Origin of the sequence: Sinorhizobium sp. RAC02 (assembly GCF_001713395.1) — a bacterium.
GTDB lineage: Bacteria > Pseudomonadota > Alphaproteobacteria > Rhizobiales > Rhizobiaceae > Shinella.
In genome coordinates, this window is record NZ_CP016450.1 from 496,176 (window position 1) to 521,913 (window position 25,738).

A 25,738-nucleotide genomic window follows, 5' to 3' on the forward strand; every position below is an offset into this window, starting at 1 on the left:
TGACATCCTGACTGCGGAGATTGGGACGTTCATCGTTCCAAAGGGAGGAACATCGTGAGAGGCATCACCGCTTTCGGCGCGGGCGTGGCTTTGTGGCTGTGCACCGCCACGGCCGGCATGACCGCGCCGGCGCTCACCGTGCTGTGCGGTGTCGACGAGGCGTGGTGCGCCGCGATGAAGACGGCCTATGAGGCCAAGTCCGGCCTCGACATCGCGATGACCCGCAAGAGCACCGGCGACATCCTCAACCAGATCCGCGCGGAAAAGGCGGCCCCGACCGTCGACGTCTGGTGGGGCGGCACGGGTGACACCCATTTGCAGGGCGGATCCGAAGACCTGCTGGAACCCTACCAGCCGGCGCATGAGCGCGACATGCTGCCCTGGGCGCAGAATTTCTTCGCGATGTCCGGCGGCCGTTCGGCGGGCATCTATGCGGGCGCGCTGGGCTTTGCCTACAATGCCGATCTGCTGCGCGACCTGAAGCTGCCGGCCCCAACCTGCTGGAAGGACCTGACGGACATCGCCTATCGCGGCCGCATCCAGAGCGGCAATCCGAATTCTTCCGGCACCGCGTTTACAACGCTCGCGACCCTGGTGCAGCTTTTCGGCGAGGATGAAGCCTTCCGGTTCCTCGCTGCGCTGAACCGCAATATCGACCAGTACACGACGGCAGGCTCCGCGCCGGTGAAGGCTGCGGCGCGCGGCGAAACGTTGATCGGCATTTCCTTCATGCATGACGCGGTCACGCAGAAGCAGGCGGGCTCGCCGCTGGTCATCGTCGCGCCCTGCGAGGGCACCGGCTACGAGATCGGCGCCGTCAGCATCGTCAAGGGCGCCCGGCATCCGGAAGAGGCGAAGCGCTTCGTCGATTTCGCGCTCAGCCCGGAAGGGCAGGGCACCGGGGCAGCGTCCGGCCAGAACCAGGTGCCGTCCAACGCGAAATCAGCCCTGCCGCTTGCGGCGCCGGATATCTCGCTGATCAAGATGGTCGATTACGACTTCGCCACCTTCGGCTCGCCGGAAGAGCGAAGTCGGCTGCTCGAACGGTTCGATGCGGTGATATCCGCGACGAACTGACCGCCAACGTCAACCGAATTCCGAAATCGTGAACGTGCCGCTCGCAAGCAGGCCGATGGCCTTGCCGTGGCGCGTCCACGCCAAAAATCCAAAACCAGGCAACAGGAGGATGCCCCCATGACCAAGACCCTTTCCCTCATGCTTTTCGCCGGTACGGCGCTTGCCGCCCTGCCGGCACAGGCGGCCGGTGACCTCAACCTCATCTGCTCCGCCGATGTCGTCATCTGCGAGCAGATGAAGGGTGATTTCGAGAAAGCGCACGGCGATATCAAGGTGAACATGGTGCGCCTGTCGTCCGGCGAGACCTATGCCAAGGTGCGCGCGGAAGCCCGTAACCCGAAGACGGACATCTGGTGGGCCGGCACGGGTGATCCCCACCTCCAGGCGGCATCCGAAAACCTGACGCTGGAATACAAGTCGCCCAAGCTCGACGAGCTGAACGACTGGGCGAAGAAGCAGGCCGAAAGCTCCGGCTACAAGACGGTCGGCGTCTATGCCGGCGCGCTCGGCTGGGGCTACAACACGGGAATCTTCAAGTCGAAGGGCTTCAAGGAGCCGGTCTGCTGGGCCGACCTGCTGGCGCCGGAACTGAAGGGCGAAATCCAGATCGCCAACCCGAACTCGTCCGGCACCGCCTACACGGCGCTCGCCTCCCTCGTGCAGATCATGGGCGAGGACCAGGCCTTCGACTACCTGAAGAAACTCAACGACAACATCTCGCAATACACCAAGTCCGGCTCGGCACCGGTCAAGGCGGCGGCGCGTGGCGAGACGGCGCTCGGCATCGTCTTCGTGCATGACGCGGTGGCGCAGACGGCGGAAGGTTTCCCGGTCAAGTCGATCACGCCCTGCGAGGGCACCGGCTACGAGATCGGCTCCATGTCGATCATCAAGGGCGCGCGCAATCTCGACAACGCCAAGATCTGGTACGACTGGGCGCTGAGCGCGGACGTCCAGTCGCGCATGAAGGATGCAAAATCCTTCCAGCTTCCCTCCAACAAAAGCGCTGAAATCCCGAAGGAAGCGCCGCGTTTCGAGGACATCAAGCTGATCGACTACGACTTCAAGACCTATGGCGACCCGGCAAAGCGCAAGGCGCTGCTCGAGCGCTGGGACCATGAAGTCGGCGCCGTCGCCAACTGATGATGTCCTGAGTGGCGGCGCCCGTCTCCCCGGGCGCCGCCTTTTCCACAAACAGTAAAGACAGCGAGGTCGGCCATGACGCATGGCAATCGCAGGCTGGACATGGTCCTGATCCTGGGCGCGGTCGCTTTGACCCTTCTGCCCTGGTACCGGATCGAGGGCGGCTTCTACGGGTTCGGCTGGCTCGCCGGTTTCCCCTTTTCTTCCGAGGCGGCGCCCAATCTGGTGCAGGCCGTCGTGCACGGCCGGTTGTGGCTTGCCATCGCCGCTTTGCTCCTCCTCATCGCCGGCACGGCCCGCGGCATGGCGGACCCGATGCGCCGCGGCGCCGTGCTGGCCTGGGTGGGGGCGCTCGGCGTCCTGTTCCTCGCGCTGCAGGGCCTTGCCATCAGCTTCACCGGCTGGGTATGGACGATCAGCGAAACCCTGTTCGGCCCGCTTTCCGATGGCCAGCCGTCGATGGGCGCCGGCGCCGTCCTGTCGGCCGTTTGCTTCGTATTGCTCTTTGCCTTCGGTCTAGCCGAGCGCGGCGTGATGAAGGGGGATGCCTTCGTCGTGAGCGCAATTTCGCTGCTCGTCTTCCTCGTTGCCGTCTTCGTCTTCTACCCGATTGGCAGCATGTTCATCGGCGCGGTGCAGGATTTCGACGGGTCGTTCAACCCGGACAATTTCGTCCGCAATATGCAGGATCCCGGCATCTGGAGCCTCGGTTGCCTCACCGGCGGTGCACGCTGCGGCGTGGCATGGCGTACACTCTGGCTCGCCATCATGACGGGTCTCGGTTCGACGCTGCTGGGCCTTGCCTTCGCGCTTGTCGCCACGCGTACGCGCTTTCCCTATAAAAAGGGTCTGCGCCTGCTGACCATCCTGCCAATCATCACGCCGCCCTTCGTCATCGGTCTTGCGCTGACCCTGCTCTTCGGCCGCGCCGGCGTCATCACGCAGGGCCTTTCCGATCTCTTCGGCATCGAGCCCGGCCGCTGGCTCTATGGCCTCACCGGTATCTGGATCGCGCAGGTGCTGTCTTTCACGCCGATCGCCTTCCTCGTGCTGATCGGCGTCGTCGAGGGCGTCAGCCCGTCGATGGAGGAGGCTTCGCAGACCCTGCGCGCCGACCGCTGGCGCACCTTCTGGCGCGTCTCGCTGCCGCTGATGAAACCCGGCCTCGCCAACGCCTTCCTCATCGGCTTTATCGAGAGCATGGCCGACTTCGGCAACCCGCTGGTGCTCGGCGGCAGCCATGGCGTGCTGTCGACGGAAATCTTCTTCGCCGTCGTCGGCTCGCAGAACGATCCCTCGCGCGCCGCCGTGCTCGCCACCGTCCTCCTGTGCTTCACGCTCTCCGCCTTCCTTGCCCAGCGCCTGTGGCTCTCCGGCAAGAGCTTTGCGACGGTGACAGGCAAGGGTGACAGCGGGGCGCACATTGCGCTTCCGCGCGGTGTCTCGATCGGCGTGCATGCCCTCGTCATTCCGTGGGGCCTCTTCACGCTCGTCATCTACGGCATGATCCTCGTCGGCGGCTTCGTGAAGACGTGGGGCCTCGACAATTCGCTGACCCTCGACCACTACGCCAAGGCCTTCTCGATCAGCTTCGACAACGGGATTGCCTGGACGGGCGTTGCCTGGAACTCGTTCTGGACGACGATGGAGATCGCGCTGATTTCCGCGCCGCTGACGGCCGCCGTCGGCCTGCTGACGGCCTACATCATCGTGCGCCAGAAATTCGCCGGCAAGAACGTCTTCGAATTCGCGCTGATGATGAGTTTTGCCATCCCCGGCACGGTCATCGGCGTCAGCTACATCATGGCCTTCAACCTTCCGCCGCTCGAAATGACCGGCTCGGCGCTGATCCTGATTGCCTGCTTCGTTTTCCGCAACATGCCGGTCGGCGTGCGCGGCGGCATCGCGGCGATGAGCCAGCTCGACAAGAGCCTGGACGAGGCCTCGCTGACGTTGCGCGCCAACAGTTTCCGCACGATCCGCAAGGTCATCCTGCCGCTGTTGCGTCCCGCCATCACCGCAGCCCTCGTCTATTCCTTCGTGCGGGCCATCACCTCCATCAGCGCGGTCATCTTCCTCGTCAGCGCCGAATACAACATGGCGACCTCCTACATCGTCGGCCTCGTCGAGAATGGCGAATACGGCGTGGCGATCGCCTATTCCTCCATGCTGATCGTCGTGATGATCACGGTCATCACCGGCTTCCAGCTTCTCGTGGGCGAACGGCGGCTCCGGCGCGAAAACCGCGTCGCCGGTGTCACCCCGTCCGCCACTCTTCGTCAGGAGAAAACCGCATGATCACCCCGAAAGCCGGTTCCGTCGTCTTCCAGAACGTGAAGAAAACGTTTGGCGCCTTCACCGCCATTGCAGACCTGTCGCTGACCATCGAGCCGGGCACGCTCGTCACCCTGCTCGGCCCCTCGGGCTGCGGCAAGACGACGACGCTGCGCATGCTGGCAGGCCTCGAACATCCGACGGCAGGAAAAATCCTCATCGGCGGCAAGGACGTCACCATGCTGCCGGCCAACGAGCGCGACGTCTCGATGGTGTTCCAGTCCTACGCGCTCTTCCCGCATATGAGTTCGCTTGAGAATGTCGCCTACGGCCTCGAATCCTCCGGCCTGTCTCGCAAGGAAGCGCGGGAGAAGGCGGAGGAAGGGCTGGCTCTGGTTGGCCTTGCCGGCATGGGGCAGCGCCTGCCGGCCGAACTGTCCGGCGGCCAGCAGCAGCGCGTCGCCGTCGCCCGCGCGCTGGTGCTGGAACCGCAGGTCCTGCTGCTCGATGAGCCGCTCTCCAACCTCGATGCGCGCCTGCGTCGCCGGGTGCGCACGGAAATCCGTGAACTCCAGCAGCGCCTCGGCTTCACCGCCGTCTATGTGACGCATGACCAGGACGAGGCGCTTGCCGTCTCCGATCGCATCATCATCATGAAGGATGGCGAGATCGCTCAGTCGGGCGCCCCGCGCGAGCTTTACGAGCAGCCGGCCTCCTCCTTCATCGCCGATTTCATGGGCGAGGCGAATGTCATCCCGTGCGAGGTGATCGGTATCAATGGCAGCGAGGCCGAGATCCGCATCGGCGGGTTCCAGCATTGCGTGCCGGCGGGCAGGGCAAAGCCGGGTGCGGCGAGCCTTGCCGTGCGCCCCGGTGCCGTCTCATTGTCCGAAGGGCGCGGGGAGGGGCTTGCCGGTCGCATCCTGCATTCTGCCTACTTGGGCGACCATGTCGAATACGAGGTGGAAACGGAGGTCGGTACGCTGTTCATCGTCGACGACGCCGTCGACCGTATCCTGCCGGCCGCATCTGACGCAACGCTCGGCTTCCGCAGCCGCGGCATCGCGCTCATCAACAGCTAATGACCATGACCACCGCAAGGACCATCAGCATGACGTCACCCGAAAGTGCCCTCGACACCCGCTTCGCCCTCGCCAAAGCCCTGGCCCAGGAAGCGGGCGCCATGGCGCTCGACTATTTCAACCGGCGCGACACGCTGGTGATCGAAACCAAGCGCGACATGCAGGATGTCGTCTCGATCGCCGACCGCAATGTGGAAAAACTGATCCGCGAACGGGTTGCGGCCCATCTGCCGGAGGACGGTTTCCTCGGCGAGGAATTCGGCCTCACCGCCGGCAGTTCCGGCTATACCTGGGTCGTCGACCCGATCGACGGTACTGCGCCCTTCGTCAGCGGCATGCCGAACTGGTGCGTCTCGATTGCGGTGCTGCATGAGGGCGTACCCGTCGTCGGTGTCATCGGCGCGCCCTGCCACAACGAACTCTATGCCGCTGCCATCGGCAAGGGCGCCAAGCTCAACGGCAGGGTGCTGACGCTCGACCCGTCGCGCACGATCCGGAATGCCCTGACCGGCATCGGCGCCAACAGCTATGTCGCGCCGGAATTCGTGGCTGGCATGGTGAGCCAGTTGCTTCAGGCGGGTGGCAATTTCGTGCGCAACGGCTCCGGCGCGCTGATGCTCGCCTATGTCGCTGCCGGCCGTCTCGTCGGCTATTACGAGCCCTACATGCACGCCTGGGATTGCCTGGCCGGCTACTGCCTCGTGAAGGAGGCAGGTGGTTGGTATCACCCGTTCCCGACGGAGGGCGAGCTGCTGACCAAAGGTGCACCGGTCGTCGCTGGCGGGCCGGGCGCCCGGGCCGATCTCGAAAAACTCGCAGGGATCGCCTGAGAGGCAGAGATTGGTGCAGGCAACCGGTTCGGGTGCCTGCACCGGTTGAGATCAGCCGATCGACATCAGGCTGGCATTGCCGCCGGCGGCGGCGGTGTTGATGGAGGTCGAGACCTCTTCCAGCAGCCAGTTGAGGCAATAGGCTTCCGGGTCGGTTGCCAGTTCCTCGGTGGTTGCCGCCTGCATCAGCACCAGCGGGCCGGGGAGCGCGGCGATGCGTCGGTTGGCGGCGAGTACGGCTTCGGCATTGCCCTCCACCAGCGCTCCGGCGAACGGACCGGCTTTTTCCCAGTCGGAGGTCCACGAGAGGCGGGCGGCGACCGAGGTCGGCAGGTCCGCCAGCGTGGACTTCAGGGATGCGACCTCGTTGATGGCGATCTCGTTGCCGGTTGCAAGCGCGGCAGCGACCTGGCGTAGCAATCCGGTTTCGCTCTCGGGCACCAGGAGGATGCGGCCGCGCGGGTGCAGGGCGTAGAGGTTGCGCTCGCCGACGGGGCCGGCGAGTTCGCGCAGCAGGCCAAGGGCCGAGCGGTTCGCGAAGCCGCGCGCGGTCTCGCCTTCCGCCGTCCTGCCCTTGCGGTCGAGCCACGTGATGAAGTCGCGCAACGCCGGGTCGGTGTGGACCGAATCCTGCTGCGGAGGCACCGGCGCCTTCTGCACGAGGCGACCGATATAGAGCGGGCCGCCAGCCTTCGGGCCGGTGCCGGACAGGCCGCGTCCGCCGAACGGCTGGACCCCGACGACCGCGCCGATGATGTTGCGGTTGACGTAAAGGTTGCCCGCCTTGATGCGGCTTGTGACATGCGCGATCGTCTCGTCGAGGCGCGTGTGTAGGCCGAAGGTCAGGCCGTAGCCCGAGGCATTGATGTCGTCGATCAGCTTGTCGAGATCCGCGCGACGGAAGCGGATGACGTGCAGCACAGGGCCGAAGACTTCGCGCTGGAGATCGGAGAGTTTCTTGATCTCGATGATGGTCGGCGCGACATACGTGCCGTGTTCGGCAATCGCCGGCAGCGGCAGCTGCTCGACCTTGTTGCCGAGGCCGCGCATGCGCTCGATGTGGCTCGCGATCCCGTCGCGGGCTTCGGCAGTGATGACCGGGCCGATATCGACATGCAGGCTGTCCGTGCGGCCGAGCGTCAACTGCTGCAGGGCGCCCTTCAGCATGGTGAGCGTGCGGTCGGCGACGTCGTCCTGCAGGCAGAGCACGCGTAGCGCCGAGCAGCGCTGGCCGGCGCTGTCGAAGGCCGACGCAATGACGTCTGCGACCACCTGTTCGGCGAGTGCCGAGGAATCGACGATCATGCCGTTCTGGCCGCCGGTTTCGGCGATCAGCGGGATCGGCTTGCCGCCGGCCGACAACCGCTCGGCAAGCTGCACCTGGATGAGGCGGGCGACTTCGGTTGAGCCGGTGAACATCACGCCGGCCGTCTTTTGCGCGCCGACGAGGGCGGCACCGAGGCGGCCATCACCGGGCACGAACTGCAGCGCGCCGACCGGCACGCCGGCCTCATGCAGGATCTTCACGCTCTCATGGGCGATGATCGGCGTTTCTTCGGCAGGTTTCGCCAGCACCGGGTTGCCGGCAACGAGGGCGGCTGCGACCTGGCCGGTGAAGATGGCGAGCGGGAAGTTCCACGGGCTGATGCAGACGATCGGGCCAAGCGGTAGGTGGGACGGACCGAGCGTGCGGCGGGCCTGTTCGGCGTAGTAGCGCAGGAAATCGACGGCCTCGCGGACCTCGCCGATGGCATTGGCCGCCGACTTGCCCGCTTCGCGCATGATGATGCCCATCAACGGCTCGATGCGGCCTTCCATGATGTCCGCTGCCCGGTCGAGGCAGGCGGCACGATCGGCCGGCGAAACGGTGGACCAGGCGGCGACATGACCGGCCGCTGCGGCAACGATGGTCTCGGCGTCTTCGACCTTGGCCTGCGTGATGCGGCCGACCACGTCGCGATGGTCCGCCGGGTTCAGCACGTCGAGCGTTTCGCCGCCGGCCTTGCCGTCTGCGAGAAGGGGCGCTGCATGCCATTTTCTGGCGGCGGTTCCGGCAAGTTCGGCGGACAGGCCGTGAAGCGTCTCTTCGTTGGAAAGGTCGAGACCCTTGGAATTCTCGCGGGACTTACCGAACAGGGCGTTCGGCAGCGCGATCTGGTCGTGCGGCGCGCCGACCACCGGCATGGCGGCGACGATGTCGACCGGGTCGGCGATCAGCGATTCGACGGAGACCTTCGGGTCCGAGATGCGGTTGACGAAGGAGGAGTTGGCGCCGTTTTCCAGGAGGCGGCGGACGAGATAGGCCAGCAGCGTCTCATGCGTGCCGACCGGCGCGTAGATGCGGCAGGGGCGATCGAGCTTGTCCTTGCCGACAACCTCGTCATAGAGCGGCTCGCCCATGCCGTGCAGGCACTGGAACTCGTATTTGCCGACGGCGAAGTCGGGGCCGGCGAGCTGGTAGATCGTGGCGAGGCTTTGCGCATTGTGGGTGGCGAACTGCGGGAAGACGGCGTCCGGTGCTGCCAGCAGCTTGCGGGCGCACGCGACATAGGCGACGTCGGTGTGGATCTTTCGCGTGTAGACCGGGAAGTCCGCAAGGCCGTCCAGCTGCGCGCGCTTGATCTCGGCATCCCAGTAGGCGCCCTTGACGAGGCGCACCATGACGCGCCGGCCGGAACGGCGGGCGAGGTCGATGATGAAATCGAGCACGAAGGGGCACCGCTTGCCATAGGCCTGCACGACGAAGCCGAGGCCGCTCCAGCCCTGAAGGTCGGCATCGAAGCAGAGGCCTTCGAGCAGATCGAGGGAGAGCTCCAGCCGGTCGGCTTCTTCCGCATCGATGTTGAGGCCGATGTCGTATTTCTTGGCGAGCGCCGCGAGCGCCTTCACCTTGGGCAGCAGTTCGTCCATGACGCGCGCGGCCTGCGAGCGGCTGTAGCGCGGGTGCAGCGCCGAAAGTTTGATGGAGATGCCGGGGCCGTCATAGATGCCACGGCCAGCCGATGCGGTGCCGATCGCGTGGATCGCCTTCTCGTAGTCGCGGTAGTAGCGCTCGGCATCGGCGCCGGTGGTCGCGGCTTCGCCCAGCATGTCATAGGAATAGCGGAAACCCCGGGCTTCCAGCGGCTTGGCGCGCTTCAGCGCTTCCTCGATCGTCTCGCCGGTGACGAACTGCTCGCCCATCATGCGCATCGCCATGTCGACGCCGCGGCGGATCACCGGCTCGCCAGCGCGTGCGATCAGACGGGTCAGCGCGGCGGAAAGACCGCGGTCGTTGACGGTGGATGTGAGCTTGCCGGTGACGACGAGGCCCCAAGTGGCCGCGTTGACGAACAGCGACTTGCCGCCGCCGATATGGGAGGTCCAGTCCCCCTCGGAAATCTTGTCGCGGATCAGGGCGTCACGGGTGTCCGTATCCGGAATGCGCAGCAGCGCTTCGGCAAGGCACATCAGCGCAACGCCTTCTTGGCTCGACAGCGAATACTCCTGCACCAGACCCTCGACGCCCGTGCCCTTGTGCTTGGCGCGTAGCGCCTCGATCAGCGTGCGGGCGGTGGCGCGGATGTCGTAGCGCTGCGTCTCGGTGACGCCGGCAGCGGCAACCAGCGGCGGCAGGCATTCGGTCTCGGGACGGCGATAGGCGGCCGTGATCGCCCGGCGCAGGTCGCTCTGCGGTCGTACCGGCGGGGCGAAATGCGAAAAGGGGATGAGGGTTTCGTCGGTGGCGGGAAGCGAGGCTGGGTTCTGCATGGAAGGACCTATGAGAAGCGGTTCAGTGGCTTGCGGGGTATCGGATAGGGTCAACGAACGAAGGCGGTGGCCGGCTCGTCCCGATCGTCCGGGACGTCATGAAACTGCGACGCTTGGCGGACCTGAAGGCTGGGTTCCGCGCGGACGGACCGCTCTGGTTTGATGCTGCAGGCCGCGACGAGAGCCGGAATGGCGAGCGGCTTGTAGTGGCTGATGAGGTCCGGCGGCATGCTATCATCGAAGCTGTTGTCTTGCACCAATATCCCCTGTCGTCTGGCGCCGGAACATTGCCTGCGCCCGGTCACGCCAGAGGCGGCCGGGTATCGTGCAATCGTTCCTGGAAACTGTGCGGAACAATATCACGAGCCCTGAAAGCGAATGGACTTCATATCGTCCCGTGTTAGGCTATATGGGTCTATTTTTTTCAGATGGAGGGTGATTTGCCCGATATAGTGCAGATTAATGGGTCATTAGACGCGTTCGATCGAAAAATCCTCGAGGAACTCGCCGAGAACGGCCGCATCTCCGTGGCAGAGTTGGCGGAGAAGGTCGGCCTGTCGAAAACGCCATGCCAGAACCGGTTCAAGCGCTTGATCACGGAGGGCTTCATCCAGGGGTTCAAGGCGATCCTCAATCCGGCCAAGATGAACCTCGACCACATCGCCTTCGCCGAGGTGAAACTCACCAACACGCAGGAAGACGCGCTCAACAGTTTCAACGCGGCGGTGCGGAAGATCAAGGAGGTGGAGGAGTGCCACATGATCGCCGGCCGCTTCGATTATCTCCTGAAGATCCGCACGCGTGACATCAAGAAATACCGGCTGGTTCTCGGAGAGCGGATTTCCAACCTGCCCTATGTCGCAAGCACATCGACCAACGTGGCGATGGAGACGGTAAAGGAGCGCGGCTGACCTTCCGGTCGTGGTGTCGTGCCCAAGCCCGCGGCTGTCGTCTTCCCGCTTGAAATCGATCTTGTTGAACAATACTAATATTGTCATTCAACAAGTTTTCGTTTGCCCGGAGGGCGATTTCCGGCGGCAGACGGGTAGCAAAAGGGGGAATTGCCATGAAGCCTCGTCCGATAACGACCGCACCGGCTGATGCCGCTGCCCGCAAGGCGATCGCGCCGGTGGTCTGCTACCCGGTCGAAACATTGCCGCGTCCGGATCTTTCGACCTATCGCGCCTTGCGAGACGATCTGGAACTGGTCGAAACCGTCGTCGTGCCGCCGCGCGAAGCGGCGACCTGGTCGGTGCCGGCAGGGCATTTCTGCCGCATCGTCTCCAGCGAGGGGCCGCAGGTCGGCGACCTCAACCTGTTCAACGCGAACGACCTCAAGGAACGGCTGTTCACCGGCAAGACGCGCGCGCTGAACGGCACCCATGTCGGCCTCGGCGACCAGCTGTTTTCCAATTTCCCGTATCTGCGCCCCATCGCCACCATCACGCACGACACGCTGGACTGGTATGGTTTCGACGACTTCGGCGGGTCGGTGCATGACGTGATCGGCACGCGGTGCGATCCCTATACGCACAATCTCTTGAGCAACGGCGGACAGTACCACCACTGCTGCCACTCGAACCTGACGCGCGCCTTTGCCGGAAAAACCGGCATGCCGCTGCGCGAGGCGGAGCCCTATGTGCACGACGTGCTGAACGTCTTCATGTGCACCGGCTTCACCCGCGATACGGGGCAGTATTTCATGAAGGCGAGCCCGGTGCGGCCGGGCGACTATCTGGAATTCTTTGCTGAGATCGACCTTCTCGGCTGCATGTCGGCCTGCCCGGGCGGGGATTGTTCGGCGCAGCACTCTTCCGATACGGCGAAGTGCTATCCGATGGTCGTCGAAATCTACAAGGCAAAGGGCCTGCCCGAAGGCTGGGCGCCGCCGCCGGTCAACGGCTACGACGGCACCCATGGTCTGTAGCGCTTAACGCGGGCGGCGGACGGCGCGGATCTTTCCGCTGCTCCCGCCGCCGCAGAAGAAGCGATCGGCGCCATCGGATTCGAGACCGGACACACCGGTTCCTTCGGGCATGACGATGGTGTCGAGCACGGCACCGGTTTCCGGGTCGAGACGACGAAGGTCGCTTTCCTCGCCTTCCCACGTGCCGTGCCAGAGTTCGCCATCCACCCAGGTTACGCCCGTCACCATGCGGTTGCTCTGGATGCTGCGGACGACCTTGCCCGTTTCTGGTTCGATCTGGTGGATCTGCTTGCTGCGATATTCGCCGACCCAGAGAAAGCCCTCCGCCCAGGTAAGGCCGGAGTCACCGCCGTTGCCGGGAGCGGGAATGGTGGCGAGCACGCTGCCGGAGGCGGGATCGATCTTGCGGATGCGGTCTTCGGCGATCTGGAAGAGGTGGCGACCGTCATAGGCGGTGCCGGCATGGGCGGCGACGTCGATTGAACGCAACAATTTGCCATCGTCCGGGTCGACTGCATTGACCTTGTCGCCGGAGGCGAACCAGACGTTCTTGCCGTCATAGGTCACGCCGTGGACGGGTTCGCCACCGGGGAAGGGGCCGTATTCGCGGATGATATCTGCCTGGGACGTCGTCATCGTCATCTCCTTTGGATTGTTGATGACCCGATGTTAACCGCCTGGCAGCGGACCCGGGAGTAACAAGAGTGTCGAGAAAGCACCGGGCGTCGGCGTCAGCCAGCGCTGGGTGCGCCCGCGGCCGATCGACTGCACCTTTCCCGCTGCGGAAAGCTGTTCGAGTGCGCGCTGTACCGTGCGGGCGCTGCTGCCGAGCGCGATGGCGAGCGCCGAACTGGACCACGCTTCCCCATCGGCAAAGAGCGCCAGCACGTCGGCATGCGGTTCATCGAGCGGGGGCGCGAGCACGGCGACCGGTTGGCCATCGCGCGGCGCCAGCAGGAAGCCGTCCCTGGTGGCGGTGATGTCTGCCAGGGAAGCCAGTTCGGCACGCAGCCGGCCCATTTCCACGCGCAGGCGGGCGCGATGCGATTCATCGGCATGTCTGGCGCGGAAGGCGCGAAGCAGCAGGGTTTCCCGGCTGGCATCGTGCGGAAAGGCTTCGGCGAGCGTGCGCAGCAGGGAGAAGAGGATGGGTCGCGTCGCCAGCGACAGCTTGGTCTCTCCACAGCGCAGGACATGGCGGCAGGCGTCGACGACCAGACTGTCCGTGGCCAGTAGCGCCTCGACTTCATCCGGAAGCAGCGAGCGTTCCGCACCGTTCGCAATCAGGCGCGCTGCCGGTTTTTGCAGGATCGCGGCGTCGGCCTGCACTTCTTCGATGAGGGCCGGGATGCGTGCCTGCCGGGCGGCCTCGATGGCGCGTTGAAAGGCATCGCGCGCGGTCGCCATGCGCAACCGGCGGATCGCAATGCCGGCCGCCGCCAATTCATGGGCGGCGCGCAGTGGCGGGGGCAGGGTGGCGGGATCGACGTCAGCGAGCAAGGTTGCGGCATCGTCCAGCCGGCCGATCAAGAGCAGGCGGCGGATAGCAAGGGTGCGGGCGTGTGCCGCATTCAGCCAGTCGCCATGTGCCGTCAGTGTCGCGCCGGCCGCGGCAAGCGCCTTCACTGGCCAGGTCAGATCGCGTGAGACGAGGGCAATCTCGGCTTCGGCAACGACGCAACGCGCACGCGCCACGGCCTCGCGTGGGCCGAAGGCACTGGCCGCACTTTTCAGCAGGACTTTCGCCCGGTCGAGATCGCCAAGCTGTGCCATTGCGATGCCGCGCAACGCCAGCGCCGGGGCATCGTCGCGTAGCGCCACGCGGTTCAGCGCGCCGAGCGGATCGCCGGTGGCAAGGGCGCGGGCAGCGGCCGTGATCATCGAGTCCATGGTTTTCCCGTCACACTTGTAACTCCCACGCTCCCGGACCCGGCGCCTATTCTTGGTTCATCGAAACAAGAAAGGATGTTCGTGATGCGCAATCAAGTCGTTTCGCACGAGGACTGGCTGAAGGCCCGCCTTGACCTGCTCGCCGAAGAGAAGGAATTCACCCGAAAGCGCGAGGCGCTGACCCGCCGCCGCATGGCGATGCCCTGGGAACGGGTGGAGAAACACTACGAATTCCAGGGGCCGAACGGCCGGCAATCGCTGGAAGAGCTGTTCGAGGGGCGCTCACAGCTCCTCGTCTATCACTTCATGCTCGGTCCCGACTGGCAGGAGGGCTGCACGCATTGCTCCTTCTGGGCGGACAATTTCAACGGCATCCCGATCCATCTTGCCCAGCGCGACGTGACCTTCAAAGCGATCTCGCGTGCGCCATTCGAAAAGATCGAGGCCTATCGGCAACGCATGGGCTGGAGTTTCCCCTGGGTGTCGTCGGGCGGCAGTGATTTCAACTTCGATTACCAGGCTTCCGCCACAGCGGAGGAGCTCGCAGACGGCCGCGCCACCTACAATTTTCAGATTCGTTCGAACACGATGTCGGAAATGGTCGGCGTCAGCGTCTTTTACAGGAGCGGGCCGGGCGAGGTGTACCACACCTATTCCTGCTACGCACGCGGTGTCGAGATGGTGAACGGTGCCTATCACTTCCTCGACCTCGTGCCGAAGGGCCGCGACGAGGACGGCCTTCGCTATCCGATGGAATGGGTGAAGCGGCACGATCAGTATTGATTTTGGGGCGGCTCAGGCCAAAATCGGCCGGCCGCGAAGGAGATGACAATGATCCATACGCATTATCGCTGGGTGATCGTCGCTGCGGGCGGCCTGCTCGGCTGCATCGCCATCGGCGCGATGTTTTCGCTGCCGGTCTTCCTGCTGCCGATCGCCAAGGATACCGGCTGGTCGGTGACCGGCGTTTCCACCGCCATGACCATCGGCTTCCTCGCCATGGCCTTCGCCAGCATGTTCTGGGGCGGGCTTTCCGACCGCGTGGGACCGCGGCCGGTGGTGCTGGCCGGCTCGGTGCTTCTGGCGGCGAGCCTTGGGCTTGCCAGCATCGCGACGTCTTTGGTCGCCTTTCAGTTCGTCTTTGGCCTGCTTGTGGGCGTGGCGGCGGCAGCGGTCTTCGCGCCGATGATGGCCTGCGTGACGGGCTGGTTCGACACGCATCGCAGCCTCGCCGTGTCGCTGGTTTCGGCGGGCATGGGCATGGCGCCGATGACCATGGCACCCTTCGCTGCCTGGCTGGTTTCCCTGCATGACTGGCGAACCTCGATGCAGATCATCGCGGTCGTCGTCGCTGTGGTGATGATCCCGACGACGTTCTTGATCCGGCGCCCGCCGGCACTGGAGGCGGGCGGTGAAGGCCTTGCAGAGATGGATGAGGCGCAAGAAGGCATGACGACGCGCGACGTGATGAAATCACCGCAGTTCATTATCCTGTGCCTGACGAACTTCTTCTGCTGCGCCACCCATTCGGGGCCGATCTTCCACACGGTGAGCTACGCCATCACCTGCGGCATCCCGATGATCGCGGCGGTCTCGATCTACAGTGTCGAGGGCCTCGCCGGCATGGGCGGCCGTATCGCGTTCGGCATCCTAGGCGACCGGTTCGGCGCCAAGCACATCCTGGTGCTCGGTCTGCTCGCGCAGGCTTTTGGCGCGCTCGCCTATGTCTTTGCCGGCGGGCTCGCCTCGTTCTACGTCGTCGCCGCGATCTTCGGCTTCATCTATGCCGGCGTCATGCCGCTCTACGCGGTGATTGCGCGGGAAAACTTTCCGCTGCGGTTGATGGGCACGGTTATCGGCGGAACTGCCATGGCGGGAAGCCTCGGCATGGCGCTGGGTCCTGTCGCCGGCGGGCTGATCTACGATACCTTCGCCAGCTATACGTGGCTCTATGCCGGCTCCGCGGGCATCGGCATCGGCGCCTTCCTGATCGCCATGACGTTCAAGCCGGTGCCGAAGGCGCGGGAAGCGCTGGCGGTTGCTTGAAGGAAGGGACGTGACAAAGGAGGCAGTCACCGCATAGCCGATCGCCTCGTCCTCTTCCCGCCATGTCGACCGTGAGCCGGCATGGCGGAAAAGGTTGTGGTCAAGCTGCTCCGGCGGGGTCGCCTATCGGCATCAGGGCGGGATTCGTTGCCTGCTCCCGCTTGATTTTCTCTTCCTCGCTCAGCTGCTCGTCGTCCCTCGTCTTATCTATCGCGTCGGGGTCGTCGTTGGCGGGCAGGCGGCTGCGGTTGGCTCCTGGGCCATCGCGACCGGGCGGCTGTTCCATGCTGCCGGGAGCACCGGGCTTCGGTTTTTCGATCGTCATGGTCGACTCCTCAAAAGTTCAAGAACTGCCCGGGGTTCCGGCGCGCGCGCATGAGAAGATCCAGCTCGCGCTTGGAAGGGCCGAACTTGTCGAAAAGGCGCTTGGCTTCCTGCTGCGACAGGTCGTAGGCCCGGCGGAAGGCTTCCACTGTATAACGCTCCCCCGACAGCCTTCTATGGTCAGGGAAAAGCTTGGATTGGTCCTGCATCTGCAATCACGCCCAATGTCGTTGACGGTGCCTCAACCGGCAGGGGCGGCGATTGTTCCCAACGAATTTTGGAAAGGTTCGGGCGGACCGCTCCCGTCCGGCGACACCCGGGGATGAAAGGTATTGTCAGGCGTGCAGCATGTCGCCTGTCAGCTTGGCGCGACGCGTGAGATAGCCGGCAAGCGGATCGTCGAAGGCGTTTTCCGCCGAGCAGACAGCGTCGAGGAACAGGGAGAACAGGGTGGCCTGCGAGGTGACGTCCAGTTTTGCGTAGAGATTGCGACGATGCAGCTTCACGGTTGTCGGTGCGATGCCGAGTTTTGCCGCGATCTCCTTCGCCGCGTGACCGCGCAGGATCAGTTGCACGACCTGACATTCACGGTTTGTCAGAACGCTGCGGCCAAAATTGCGCACCGCCTGCGCCAGCGCGCTTTGCAGGAGCGCTTCGCCTTCCTGGCCCCCGGGGCGGAGATCGCGGTAGTGCCGGACGATCGCCTTCACCAGGAGAGGTGTCGCGGTGCGCAGAAATGCCAGGTCCGGGCTCCTGAAGCCCGGCCGCGCATTGCGCCGGGCAAGCGAGATGGCGAACTTGGTGTCCGCATCAAGGCTGACGAGCACGTTGATCTCGTCCTGCATGCCCGAATATTGATAGAATTCGCGGTAGTAGTCGCTGTCACCGAAGCCGCTGTCGAGCTGGCTCAGCTGGTGCACACCGTCGATGCCCTCTTCCAGCGTCAGGCGGTAGAAGGGGTCAAGCCGATAATAGCCCTGCAGATATTGCTGGATATTGGAAAGGCCGCGGTCGGTACGCCAGTCGTTGAACAGGATTTTGGGTGCGATGCCGCGGCGGTACAGCAGCACGAGGCTGGCGTCGAAGGCGATCTGCTGTTTCAGGGCATTCATGATGCGCTCCTGAAAGTCCAGTCGGCCGATGCCGTCCAGCAGCGCCATGGCGAGATCCGCAATCGCCGCGACCTGCTCATCCCCGTTTCGTGTTTCGACAGTCATGCCTTCTCCGTGGCCGATGGGGCTCCATCCTCGCCGCCCCAACTTCATGCGCGGTTTGCGATTGTCGCGCGCCGCCAGGAAATACGGAAGAGGCATATTGCACGATCTGCGATCACCATACGGAATCGAGTGCCCGACAGGGGGAAGCCGTCTCCGGGCGGCATTCGTGTGTCCGACGTAGATTGCATACGAGCAGTTGAAGTCGCCGTGTTTTGCCGAGCCGAACTTGCGTTCGGCGGACATTTATAACGTCAGCCTGCGGCATGGAGGCTGGTTGATGCCTGCCCAACATAGGCTCATGTTCATTGCACATTGGAGTTTTTGCTGGATTGTCGACATTCTATATCATGAACTGTTGATGATCTAATTTTTGCATTGTACACAATTATTGCGGTCTGAAAGATCGCGCTGAGGTGGCGGCTGCTGGAGGGCGGCATGTCGTCTGCATCCAACAACACCCATGGGAGGGGAAGCATGAAACAGGCACTTCTTTCGATCTGCGCGGCCGCACTGGGCTTGACGATGGCCGGCCAGGCTTCGGCAGCGAGCACGCTGGAAACCGTCAAGGCGCGCGGCAAGCTGGTCTGCGGCGTTTCGCTTGCGACGCCGGGTTTTGCAGCACCCGACGACAAGGGCCGCATGCAGGGCTTTGACGCCGATATCTGCCGTTCGATCGCTGCCGCCGTGTTCGGTGATGGCGACAAGGTCGAGTTCGTCCCGACCAACATCAACACGCGCTTCCAGGCGCTGCAGTCCGGCGAGATCGACGTTCTGTCGCGCCAGACGACCCACACCTTCTCGCGCGATGCATCGCTTGGCCTCGATTTCGGCCCGACGGTGTTTTATGACGGCCAGGGCCTGATGGTGCCGAAGTCGCTCGGTGTCTCGAGCGCCAAGGAACTGACGGAAGCCGCGATCTGCACCCTGCCGGGTACCACGACGGCGCAGAACATTTCTGACTTCTTCCGCGCCATCAACGGCAAGTTCGAACTCGTCGTCTTCGAAAGCCCGGACGAAAACCGCGCTGCCTTCTATTCCGGTCGTTGCGAGGCGATCACTTCGGACCGTTCGGACCTCGCCTCGATCCGCGCCGTCGCCAACAACCCGGCTGACTACATCGTGCTGCCGGAGACGATCTCCAAGGAGCCGCTCGCACCGGCCTTCCGCCAGAACGATTCCCAGTGGGGCGACATCGTTTCCTGGTCGGTCTGGATGCTGATGGCCGCTGAAGAGAAGGGCATCACCCAGGCGAATGTCGACGAGAAGCTGAAGAGTGAAGATCCCGACGTGCAGCGCATGCTGGGCGCCACGGAAGAGCTCGGCAAGATGCTCGGCCTCGACAACAAGTGGGGCTACAACGTCATCAAGAGCGTCGGCAATTACGGCGAAGTGTTCGAGCGCAACGTGGGCGAGGGCACCAAGCTCGGCCTGACGCGCGGCCCGAATGCGCTTTGGAACGCAGGCGGCATGATCTACTCGCCGCCGATCCGCTGATCGCTTTCTCCTTTTAGCGATCGTCCCGGGCGCGCGCATGGCGGTGCGCGCGCCCATTTCTTTCCCAAGTCTGGCGGCGAGGATTCATGGCTTTCCTGCATGACATGCGCTTTCGCGCCTATTTTTATCAAGTCGTCGCGGTCGGCTTCGTCGTCCTCATCGGCTGGACGATGTTTGCGACGGCGAGCGGCAACCTTGCCAAGCAGAACATCGCGACCGGCTTCGATTTCCTGACGCGACCTGCCGGCTTCGTCATCACCGAGGCGGCCATCGCCTTCGAAGCGACTGATACGGTCGGTCGGGCGATCCTCGTCGGCATCGCCAATACGGTGAAGGTCTCGCTGCTCGCGGCCTTCTTCGGCACCTTGCTCGGCCTTGCGGTGGGCATCGCGCGTATGTCGCGCAATCCGCTGCTGGCCCGTCTTGCGCTCATCTATGTCGAGCTTTTGCGCAACGTGCCGCTGCTGCTCTATCTCTTCCTCTGGTATTCGCTGATCATCCTGATCCTGCCGCCGGTCAAGCAGGCGCTGAACCTTCTGCCGGGCGTCTACCTCTCCAACAGTGGCCTCGTCGTTCCGGCGGCCGTCGTGCAGAGCGGTGGTGCCGCGCTGTTCGCCTGCCTTGTCGGCGGCGCTGCCGTCGCACTTTTCATCCGCACGATGGCGACGCGCAAGCGTATTGCGACCGGCCAGTCGAACCATGGCGGCCTGATCGCGATTGCCGTGTTTCTTGCACCCGTACTCCTGCTTTGGTTCACCGGTGGCTTCGCTGTCGACTGGGATTTCCCGACCGCCGGCAAGTTCCGCCTGACGGGCGGCTTGCATGTGCGGCCTGAATTCGTGGCACTGCTCTTCGGCTTGGCGCTCAGCGTTTCGGCCAATGTCGCGGAAATCGTGCGCGCCGGCATCCAGGCCGTCGACAAAGGGCAGTGGGAGGCATCCGCCGCACTCGGCCTTGCGCGTGGCAAGACCATGCGCCTCGTCGTGCTGCCGCAGGCGTTGCGCATCATCATCCCGCCGCTCACCAACACCTATCTCACCGTCTTCAAGAACAGTTCGCTGGCGATTGCCATCGGCTATCCGGACCTCGTCATGGTGTCCAACACCGTGATGAACCAGACCGGCCAGGCAATCGAGACGATTGCGATCTTCATGGGCGTCTACCTCGCGCTGTCGATCACCATCTCGCTCGTGATGAACTGGTACAATGCGCATGTCGCGCTGAAGGAGCGCTGATATGGCCGACGTCCAAATGCTTGCTCTGGCTCCGCCGCAGCCGGCGCCGACTGCCCAGCGTTTCGGCAAACTCTCCGCCTATTTCGGCACGCCCGGCAACACGATCGTCAGTCTCCTGTCGATTGCCGGCATCCTCTTCATCGCCAAACTGGCTTTCGGCTGGCTGGTCGTCGATGCGGTGTTTTCCGGTGCGGGCGAAGCCTGCAAGGCTGCAAGTGGTGCGTGCTGGCCCTTCGTGGCGCAAAAACTGCGCTACATGGTCTTCGGCTTCTATCCCTATGAGGAGCAATGGCGGCCGCTGCTGGCCCTCCTGCTGCTCTTTAGCGCCTGCGGTTTTTCCATGGTGCCGCGTTTCTGGAGCCGGAACCTGCTCCTCGTCTGGATCATCGTCATCCTGCCGGTGCTCTATATCCTCATGGCGGGCGGCGTTTTCGGACTCACGCCGGTGGCGACGACGAGTTGGGGCGGCCTGCCGCTGTCCTTCCTGCTCTCGTTCATCGGGCTGACGCTCGCCATGCCGCTCGGCATCGTGCTGGCGCTGGCGCGCGCTTCCAACCTGCCGGCGATCCGGGTTCTGGCCGTCGGCTTCATCGAAATCGTGCGCGGCGTGCCGCTGATCAGCATTCTCTTCATGGCGACGGTCATGCTGCCGCTGTTCATGCCGGATGGCGTGACCATCGACAAATTGATCCGCGCGCAGGTGGCGATCATCCTCTTCGCCTCCGCCTACATCGCCGAAATCGTGCGCGGCGGCCTGCAGGACGTGCCGGCTGGCCAATACGAGGCCGGCAAGTCGCTCGGGCTGCACTACTGGCAGGTGATGCGCAAGATCGTGCTGCCGCAGGCGCTGAAGAAGGTCATTCCGCCGATGGTCGGCCTGTTCATCGGCTTCTTCCAGGATACGACGCTCGTCACCATCGTCGGCCTCGTCGATTTCCTCGATACCGTGCGGTCCGCCATTCGCGATCCGGAATGGCAAGGCATCGCCGTGCTCGAAGGTTACCTCGTCGCCGCCGCGGTCTACTTCACCTTCAGTGCCCTGATGGGCGCCTACAGCCGCTTCCTTGAAAAACATTTCAGGACGACCCATGCCTGACGTCAGCGTCATCCGAAACGCCCACACCGTCGTCGTTTACGATGCGGCGAGTGGCGGCCATGCCTATCTCAACGATGCCGACGTCGCCTTCGATGAAAGCGGTTTCCTGCACGTCGGCAAACGCTATGACGGCCCGCTCGCGCAGGAAATCTCCGGCCGCGACCGCATGGTCCTACCGGGTTTCGTCAACGTGCATTGCCATTCCGGCGAGGAGCCAATCTCGAAAAGCCTGTTCGAGGACCAAGGCACCGCCGCCCTCTGGGGCCAGGCGATGTACGAGTATTCCACACTCATCGAGATCAGCGACGACGCGGTGAAGGCGGCCCTTACCGTCATGCTCGGCGACCTGCTGCGCAGCGGCGTCACCACTTTCGTCGACATTGCCGGCCCGCACGAATGCTGGCTGCCGACGCTGGCGCAAAGCGGTGCGCGCGCCTATGTCGCTCCCGGTTTCCGCGAGGCTGCCTGGCATGTCGAAAACAGCCACCGGCTGGATTTCCGCTGGAACGAAGCGCGCGGCCGCGAGGCTTTTGCGCGCGCGCTGGAAACGGTCGATGCCGCCGAAGCGCATCCCTGCGGCCGGCTCGGCGGCATCGTCGCCCCAGCGCAGGTCGAGACCTGCTCGCCGGAGCTGTTGCAGGAGGCGGCGGAGGCTGCGCGCGGCCGCAAGGTACCGATCACCATTCATGCCGCCCAGACCATGGCCGAGCATGAGGAACTGTTGCGCCGCCACGGGCTCACCGCCGTGCAATATCTCGAAAAGCTTGGGCTTCTCGGCCCGGACCTCATCCTCGGCCATTGCATCTTTATCGACAGCCACAGCTGGACGCGCCAACGCACGGCTGACGATCTCGACCGTCTTGCCGACAGCCGGACGAGCGTTGCCCATTGCCCCGTCACTTTCGCGCGGAGCGGCATGGTGCTGCAATCGGTCGGTCGCTATCGCCGCAGCGGCGTGAACGTGGCGCTTGGCACCGACAGCTATCCCTTCAATATGCTGGAGGAGATGCGGACGGCGCTGATCAATGCCCGCACTGCCGGTGGCACGGTGTTCGACGTCTCGACGGCCGATGTCTTCGAGGTGGCGACACTCGCCGGGGCAAAGGCGCTCGGCCGCAGCGACATTGGCCGCATAACCAAGGGCGCCAAGGCGGATTTCTCGCTGATCGACCTGAAGCATCCCGGCATGCAGCCGGTCTACGATCCCTTGCGCAACCTGTTGCACTGTGCCGCCGAGCGCGCGGTCGCGGCCGTCTATGTCGATGGCGCCTGTGTCATGGAGAACGACCGGCCGACCCGCGTCGACTATGACGGTGCGCTGGCGGAATTGCAGGCGGTGCAGGACTTTGCGGTGCGTCGCCTGCAGGCGAACGATCCGCGTGGGCGATCGGCATCCGAGCTGGCGCCGCTCTCCTTGCCGGTGCTGCCGCATCCGTGATGCTGCGGATCGCCAAGGGGTTGGGGAAGTCCTATGATGCTCACCCCGACCCTCGACCCGGCTTCACCTTCGATGCATCGACGCCTGACCTTTCTTCGCTCCCCAGCCGCTCTTGCCGGCGGCTGGCTGCTGCTGCTTATAGCCTTCGGTCTTTATTCGGCGACAAGCCACCGGCAGCTGCTGGAGCATGAGGTGTCGGAAAGCGGTCGGTCGCTGCAACGCGCGATTTCCCAGCGCGTTGCCCAGCATGATGCCCATCTGACGAGCCTGAGCGCCCTTGGCCTCGCGCAAGCGCAGCCGTCGCAGGACTTCGACCTTGTCGCGCGATCGATCCTGCGGTTCTATCCGCGCATCGTCGCCATCGATCTTATCCGCCTGTCGCCGGGCGAGGAGGCGAGCGTGGTGAGTTCGGCGACATCCGCCGACGGTTCGACGGTGGATCCGGCGGAGGTTGCTCGCGCCGTCGTGGGACTTGCATCCGGCAAGGCGGCCTATGGTCCCGATGACAAGCCCGGCCACTATCGTCTCATGAAACGCATGAACGATACGATGGCGGTCAGCCTCGATATCGACGGCGCAAAACTCGTCGAGGGTGAAGAATTGCCGCGCTGGGCCGCGCTGGTGCTTTCGACGTCAAAGGGATTGTTGCTGGAGGTCGGTGCAAGACAGCCGGCGGCATCCTCATTTCTCGCCCGCACCGTTCGTTTCGAAGCGCCGGTCGCGAGCGCCACGCAACCGTTGCGGCTTTCCTTGGCGCGGCAGGTCACGTTGCCGCAGCTTCTTCCTCCGCTGCCTTTCGCCCTGTTTGCCGCGATCTCGCTTGCCGGTCTCGTGCTCGTGCGCTCGCTGCTGCGGCATCGGCAGGATGCGGCCCTTGCCCGGGAGGTGGCGGAGGCCGCGTCCCGGCGGGAGGCGCTGCGCCAGCACGAAACGAAGCTTGCCCATGCGCTGCGCATCAACAGCATGGGCGAAATGGCCTCCGGCATCGCCCATGAACTGACCCAGCCGCTGACGGCATTGCTCAGCCAGAGCCAGGCGGGACGGCGCATCGCGGCGGCGAGCGGCTTGCAGGATACGCCAATCGATAGCGTGCTCGCCGCCAACGTGCTTCAGGCCAAGCGCGCTGCCGATATTCTCGTGCGGCTGCGTGCCTATGTCGGCAAGAGCGCCCTGGAGGCGGGCGTGCATGATCTTGGCCGTCACGTCTCCGATATTGTGGCATTGTCGCGCATCGACCTCGATCGGCGTGGCATCGTGCTTGACGTCGAATTGCCCGAGGCGCCGGCGCTGGCACGGATCGATCCGGTGGAGATCGAGCAGGTGATCCACAATCTCATCCGCAACGCCGCCGATGCGGTGGAGCAGGCCGGCAGGACAGATGGCCGGGTTCTGGTCTCGTTGAAACCGGGGCCGGCGGAAAGTTTCGAGATCATTGTCTCCGACAATGGAATCGGTATTCCCTCCGACATCCTGCCGCGGCTGTTCGAACCGTTCTTCTCCAGCAAGCCGGACGGCATGGGGCTGGGGTTGAGCCTGTGCGAGAGCATCGTCGAGCGCTTCGACGGCAGCATTGCAGGGGAGAACGGGGCAGCGGGTGGCGCGGTCTTCACTGTGCGGCTGCCGGCGGCGCGGGAAACGGAAAGACGAGAGGAAGCAGCGGAATGACGATGGCGCCGGTCTATCTGGTCGATGACGACGAGGGGGTGCGCAGCGCATTGTCGCTGTTGCTCGGCACCTACGGCATTCGCATCGAAACGTTCGGCGATCCAACCGCTTTTCTGGCGCGGGCGCCGAAACTCAAGCCGGGGGTGCTTCTTTTGGATCTGCGCATGCCGGCGATCACCGGCTTGCAATTGCATGAAAAGCTCGGCGCGATCGGCTGCGACTGGCCGACGATCATCTGCACGGGGCATGGCGACGTGCACGCCTGTCGCCGGGCGTTCAAGGCGGGCGTCGTCGACTTCCTGACGAAGCCGATCGACGAGCAGGTGCTGATCGAGGCGCTGCAACAGGCCTCTAGCGCGCTGGATCAGCAAGCGGAGCGGGCGGAGGCGGCGCAACTCGTTGCCCAGCTTACCGATCGCGAACGCGAGGTGCTGGACATGGTCGGGCGCGGCTGGTCGACACGGGAAATTGCCGAAACGCTGCAGCTCTCGCCCCGTACAGTGGATACGCACCGGGCGAACATCGCCCAGAAACTCGGCACGACCTCGGTGGCGGAGTTCGCGCGGCTCGCGCTCATCGGGCAGGCTCCGTAGTCCTACGGACCCCGCTCCGTCCGTCCACCGATACCGCATCGGGCGGAAATCTCCGAAAAGAGGGCCGTCGCCGCCAACGAGACCGAGCGGCCCCAGATGGAGATAGACATGAAGACGTTCGTTGCCACTGCCTTTGCCGCTCTCGCCCTTGCCGGCGCTGCCCAGGCTGACGTTCTCACCGAGCGCAACATGCCGCTCGACATCGCAGTCGAAGCCGCTGACGCTGCCGTCAAGGCTTGTGCCGCCAAGAAATTCAACGTGACGGTCGCTGTCGTCGACCGCGCCGGCGTCACCCGCGTCGTTCTGCGCGCTGACCGCGCCGGCCCGCATACCCTCGACAGCGCCGTCCGCAAGGCGTTCACGGCCGCTTCCTTCCGCACGCCGACCCAGAAGATCGCTGAAAACGTCGGCAAGAACCCGGCTGCTGCCCAGCTCGTGTCGATCGAAGGCCTGCTCGTCCTCGCCGGCGGTGTTCCGGTAAAGGCCGGTGAAGAAACCATCGGCGCCATCGGCGTCGGCGGCGCACCGAGCGGCGACATCGACGACGAATGCGCCCGCGCCGGCATCGACGCCGTCAGCGCCAAGCTGAAGTAAGTCGAACGACAACAGGAATCTAAAGCCCCGGCGTCGAGCGATGCCGGGGCTTTTTTGATGTCT

At 64.3% G+C, this 25,738-nt stretch carries 23 protein-coding genes; 16 read left to right on the forward strand and 7 right to left on the reverse strand.

The window, feature by feature from the left end:
• Positions 1 to 54: 54 nt before the first annotated feature.
• The 5 genes from BSY16_RS02380 to BSY16_RS02400 all read left to right on the forward strand — a co-directional run bounded on the left by BSY16_RS02380 (position 55) and on the right by BSY16_RS02400 (position 6,406).
• Positions 55 to 1,077, forward strand: a complete 1,023-nt coding sequence (locus BSY16_RS02380; protein ID WP_286157172.1) for an ABC transporter substrate-binding protein — start codon at positions 55 to 57, stop codon at positions 1,075 to 1,077.
• 117 nt (positions 1,078 to 1,194) lie between these two features.
• Complete coding sequence (locus tag BSY16_RS02385; protein ID WP_069058187.1) at positions 1,195 to 2,220, forward strand: ABC transporter substrate-binding protein; 1,026 nt, start codon at positions 1,195 to 1,197, stop codon at positions 2,218 to 2,220.
• A gap of 75 nt (positions 2,221 to 2,295) precedes the next feature.
• Positions 2,296 to 4,518 carry an ABC transporter permease gene (locus BSY16_RS02390; RefSeq protein WP_069058188.1) on the forward strand — a complete coding sequence of 741 codons (2,223 nt, stop codon included), beginning with the start codon at positions 2,296 to 2,298 and terminating at the stop codon, positions 4,516 to 4,518.
• The gene (locus tag BSY16_RS02395) at positions 4,515 to 5,576 is read left to right on the forward strand and encodes an ABC transporter ATP-binding protein (protein ID WP_069058189.1); all 1,062 of its coding nucleotides are present in this window, start codon (positions 4,515 to 4,517) and stop codon (positions 5,574 to 5,576) included. The genes BSY16_RS02390 and BSY16_RS02395 overlap by 4 nt, the downstream gene beginning before the upstream one ends.
• Positions 5,577 to 5,605: 29 nt before the next feature.
• Complete coding sequence (locus BSY16_RS02400; protein WP_069061326.1) at positions 5,606 to 6,406, forward strand: inositol monophosphatase family protein; 801 nt, start codon at positions 5,606 to 5,608, stop codon at positions 6,404 to 6,406.
• A 51-nt stretch (positions 6,407 to 6,457) separates the two neighbouring features.
• Here BSY16_RS02400 and putA read toward each other — a convergent pair whose 3' ends face one another.
• Both putA and BSY16_RS02410 read right to left on the reverse strand, forming a co-directional pair.
• Positions 6,458 to 10,156 carry a trifunctional transcriptional regulator/proline dehydrogenase/L-glutamate gamma-semialdehyde dehydrogenase gene (putA, locus tag BSY16_RS02405; protein WP_069058190.1) on the reverse strand — a complete coding sequence of 1,233 codons (3,699 nt, stop codon included), beginning with the start codon at positions 10,154 to 10,156 and terminating at the stop codon, positions 6,458 to 6,460.
• Positions 10,157 to 10,206: 50 nt separating this feature from the next.
• Positions 10,207 to 10,413 (reverse strand): hypothetical protein, encoded by a 207-nt coding sequence (locus BSY16_RS02410; RefSeq protein ID WP_150129850.1) that lies wholly within the window; start codon positions 10,411 to 10,413, stop codon positions 10,207 to 10,209.
• A 171-nt stretch (positions 10,414 to 10,584) separates the two neighbouring features.
• Here BSY16_RS02410 and BSY16_RS02415 point away from each other — a divergent pair, with 171 nt between their 5' ends.
• Both BSY16_RS02415 and BSY16_RS02420 read left to right on the forward strand, forming a co-directional pair.
• A complete protein-coding gene (locus BSY16_RS02415) occupies positions 10,585 to 11,067 on the forward strand; it encodes an Lrp/AsnC family transcriptional regulator (RefSeq protein ID WP_069058192.1) in 483 nt (160 codons plus the stop codon).
• Positions 11,068 to 11,222: 155 nt separating this feature from the next.
• Positions 11,223 to 12,083 carry an urea carboxylase-associated family protein gene (locus BSY16_RS02420; RefSeq protein WP_069058193.1) on the forward strand — a complete coding sequence of 287 codons (861 nt, stop codon included), beginning with the start codon at positions 11,223 to 11,225 and terminating at the stop codon, positions 12,081 to 12,083.
• A gap of 3 nt (positions 12,084 to 12,086) precedes the next feature.
• Here BSY16_RS02420 and BSY16_RS02425 read toward each other — a convergent pair whose 3' ends face one another.
• Positions 12,087 to 12,719 carry a Vgb family protein gene (locus BSY16_RS02425; RefSeq protein ID WP_069058194.1) on the reverse strand — a complete coding sequence of 211 codons (633 nt, stop codon included), beginning with the start codon at positions 12,717 to 12,719 and terminating at the stop codon, positions 12,087 to 12,089.
• Positions 12,720 to 12,752: 33 nt separating this feature from the next.
• Complete coding sequence (locus tag BSY16_RS02430) at positions 12,753 to 13,973, reverse strand: ATP-binding protein (protein ID WP_069058195.1); 1,221 nt, start codon at positions 13,971 to 13,973, stop codon at positions 12,753 to 12,755.
• A gap of 84 nt (positions 13,974 to 14,057) precedes the next feature.
• On the opposite strand from BSY16_RS02430, the gene BSY16_RS02435 reads away from it, so the two are divergent.
• Both BSY16_RS02435 and BSY16_RS02440 read left to right on the forward strand, forming a co-directional pair.
• The gene (locus BSY16_RS02435; RefSeq protein WP_083242958.1) at positions 14,058 to 14,756 is read left to right on the forward strand and encodes a DUF899 domain-containing protein; all 699 of its coding nucleotides are present in this window, start codon (positions 14,058 to 14,060) and stop codon (positions 14,754 to 14,756) included.
• Positions 14,757 to 14,804: 48 nt separating this feature from the next.
• Positions 14,805 to 16,019, forward strand: coding sequence for an MFS transporter (locus tag BSY16_RS02440; protein WP_069058197.1), 1,215 nt, complete (start codon positions 14,805 to 14,807; stop codon positions 16,017 to 16,019).
• Between the two features lie 100 nt (positions 16,020 to 16,119).
• Here BSY16_RS02440 and BSY16_RS02445 read toward each other — a convergent pair whose 3' ends face one another.
• From BSY16_RS02445 to BSY16_RS02455, 3 genes are all read right to left on the reverse strand, one after another.
• Complete coding sequence (locus tag BSY16_RS02445) at positions 16,120 to 16,344, reverse strand: hypothetical protein (RefSeq protein WP_069058198.1); 225 nt, start codon at positions 16,342 to 16,344, stop codon at positions 16,120 to 16,122.
• 10 nt (positions 16,345 to 16,354) lie between these two features.
• Positions 16,355 to 16,552, reverse strand: a complete 198-nt coding sequence (locus tag BSY16_RS02450) for a hypothetical protein (RefSeq protein ID WP_069058199.1) — start codon at positions 16,550 to 16,552, stop codon at positions 16,355 to 16,357.
• Positions 16,553 to 16,678: 126 nt separating this feature from the next.
• A complete protein-coding gene (locus BSY16_RS02455) occupies positions 16,679 to 17,560 on the reverse strand; it encodes a helix-turn-helix transcriptional regulator (protein WP_069058200.1) in 882 nt (293 codons plus the stop codon).
• Positions 17,561 to 18,034: 474 nt separating this feature from the next.
• Between BSY16_RS02455 and BSY16_RS02460 the strand changes: the two genes are divergently transcribed.
• From BSY16_RS02460 to BSY16_RS02490, 7 genes are all read left to right on the forward strand, one after another.
• Complete coding sequence (locus BSY16_RS02460) at positions 18,035 to 19,054, forward strand: amino acid ABC transporter substrate-binding protein (RefSeq protein WP_069058201.1); 1,020 nt, start codon at positions 18,035 to 18,037, stop codon at positions 19,052 to 19,054.
• A gap of 86 nt (positions 19,055 to 19,140) precedes the next feature.
• Complete coding sequence (locus tag BSY16_RS02465) at positions 19,141 to 20,289, forward strand: amino acid ABC transporter permease (protein ID WP_069058202.1); 1,149 nt, start codon at positions 19,141 to 19,143, stop codon at positions 20,287 to 20,289.
• Position 20,290: 1 nt separating this feature from the next.
• Entirely contained in the window at positions 20,291 to 21,385 is a 1,095-nt protein-coding gene (locus BSY16_RS02470) for an amino acid ABC transporter permease (RefSeq protein WP_083242812.1), read from the forward strand.
• Positions 21,378 to 22,823 (forward strand): amidohydrolase family protein, encoded by a 1,446-nt coding sequence (locus BSY16_RS02475; protein ID WP_069058203.1) that lies wholly within the window; start codon positions 21,378 to 21,380, stop codon positions 22,821 to 22,823. The genes BSY16_RS02470 and BSY16_RS02475 overlap by 8 nt, the downstream gene beginning before the upstream one ends.
• Positions 22,824 to 22,859: 36 nt before the next feature.
• A complete protein-coding gene (locus BSY16_RS02480; RefSeq protein ID WP_150129851.1) occupies positions 22,860 to 24,488 on the forward strand; it encodes a sensor histidine kinase in 1,629 nt (542 codons plus the stop codon).
• The gene (locus BSY16_RS02485) at positions 24,485 to 25,081 is read left to right on the forward strand and encodes a response regulator transcription factor (RefSeq protein ID WP_069058205.1); all 597 of its coding nucleotides are present in this window, start codon (positions 24,485 to 24,487) and stop codon (positions 25,079 to 25,081) included. The genes BSY16_RS02480 and BSY16_RS02485 overlap by 4 nt, the downstream gene beginning before the upstream one ends.
• Before the next feature lie 108 nt (positions 25,082 to 25,189).
• A complete protein-coding gene (locus BSY16_RS02490; RefSeq protein WP_069058206.1) occupies positions 25,190 to 25,675 on the forward strand; it encodes a GlcG/HbpS family heme-binding protein in 486 nt (161 codons plus the stop codon).
• Positions 25,676 to 25,738 lie beyond the last annotated feature (63 nt).

Coding starts and splice junctions, on each gene's coding strand:
- BSY16_RS02470 (WP_083242812.1), top strand. CDS start 20,291: ATGGCCGACGTCCAAATGCTTGCTCTGGCTCCGCCGCAGCCGGCGCCG.
- BSY16_RS02415 (WP_069058192.1), top strand. CDS start 10,585: ATGGAGGGTGATTTGCCCGATATAGTGCAGATTAATGGGTCATTAGAC.
- BSY16_RS02420 (WP_069058193.1), top strand. CDS start 11,223: ATGAAGCCTCGTCCGATAACGACCGCACCGGCTGATGCCGCTGCCCGC.
- BSY16_RS02430 (WP_069058195.1), bottom strand. CDS start 13,973: ATGGACTCGATGATCACGGCCGCTGCCCGCGCCCTTGCCACCGGCGAT.
- BSY16_RS02490 (WP_069058206.1), top strand. CDS start 25,190: ATGAAGACGTTCGTTGCCACTGCCTTTGCCGCTCTCGCCCTTGCCGGC.
- BSY16_RS02440 (WP_069058197.1), top strand. CDS start 14,805: ATGATCCATACGCATTATCGCTGGGTGATCGTCGCTGCGGGCGGCCTG.
- BSY16_RS02445 (WP_069058198.1), bottom strand. CDS start 16,344: ATGACGATCGAAAAACCGAAGCCCGGTGCTCCCGGCAGCATGGAACAG.
- BSY16_RS02390 (WP_069058188.1), top strand. CDS start 2,296: ATGACGCATGGCAATCGCAGGCTGGACATGGTCCTGATCCTGGGCGCG.
- BSY16_RS02480 (WP_150129851.1), top strand. CDS start 22,860: ATGCTCACCCCGACCCTCGACCCGGCTTCACCTTCGATGCATCGACGC.
- BSY16_RS02485 (WP_069058205.1), top strand. CDS start 24,485: ATGACGATGGCGCCGGTCTATCTGGTCGATGACGACGAGGGGGTGCGC.
- BSY16_RS02425 (WP_069058194.1), bottom strand. CDS start 12,719: ATGACGACGTCCCAGGCAGATATCATCCGCGAATACGGCCCCTTCCCC.
- BSY16_RS02385 (WP_069058187.1), top strand. CDS start 1,195: ATGACCAAGACCCTTTCCCTCATGCTTTTCGCCGGTACGGCGCTTGCC.
- BSY16_RS02435 (WP_083242958.1), top strand. CDS start 14,058: ATGCGCAATCAAGTCGTTTCGCACGAGGACTGGCTGAAGGCCCGCCTT.
- BSY16_RS02395 (WP_069058189.1), top strand. CDS start 4,515: ATGATCACCCCGAAAGCCGGTTCCGTCGTCTTCCAGAACGTGAAGAAA.
- BSY16_RS02475 (WP_069058203.1), top strand. CDS start 21,378: ATGCCTGACGTCAGCGTCATCCGAAACGCCCACACCGTCGTCGTTTAC.
- BSY16_RS02450 (WP_069058199.1), bottom strand. CDS start 16,552: ATGCAGGACCAATCCAAGCTTTTCCCTGACCATAGAAGGCTGTCGGGG.
- BSY16_RS02465 (WP_069058202.1), top strand. CDS start 19,141: ATGGCTTTCCTGCATGACATGCGCTTTCGCGCCTATTTTTATCAAGTC.
- BSY16_RS02455 (WP_069058200.1), bottom strand. CDS start 17,560: ATGACTGTCGAAACACGAAACGGGGATGAGCAGGTCGCGGCGATTGCG.
- BSY16_RS02460 (WP_069058201.1), top strand. CDS start 18,035: ATGAAACAGGCACTTCTTTCGATCTGCGCGGCCGCACTGGGCTTGACG.
- BSY16_RS02400 (WP_069061326.1), top strand. CDS start 5,606: ATGACGTCACCCGAAAGTGCCCTCGACACCCGCTTCGCCCTCGCCAAA.
- putA (WP_069058190.1), bottom strand. CDS start 10,156: ATGCAGAACCCAGCCTCGCTTCCCGCCACCGACGAAACCCTCATCCCC.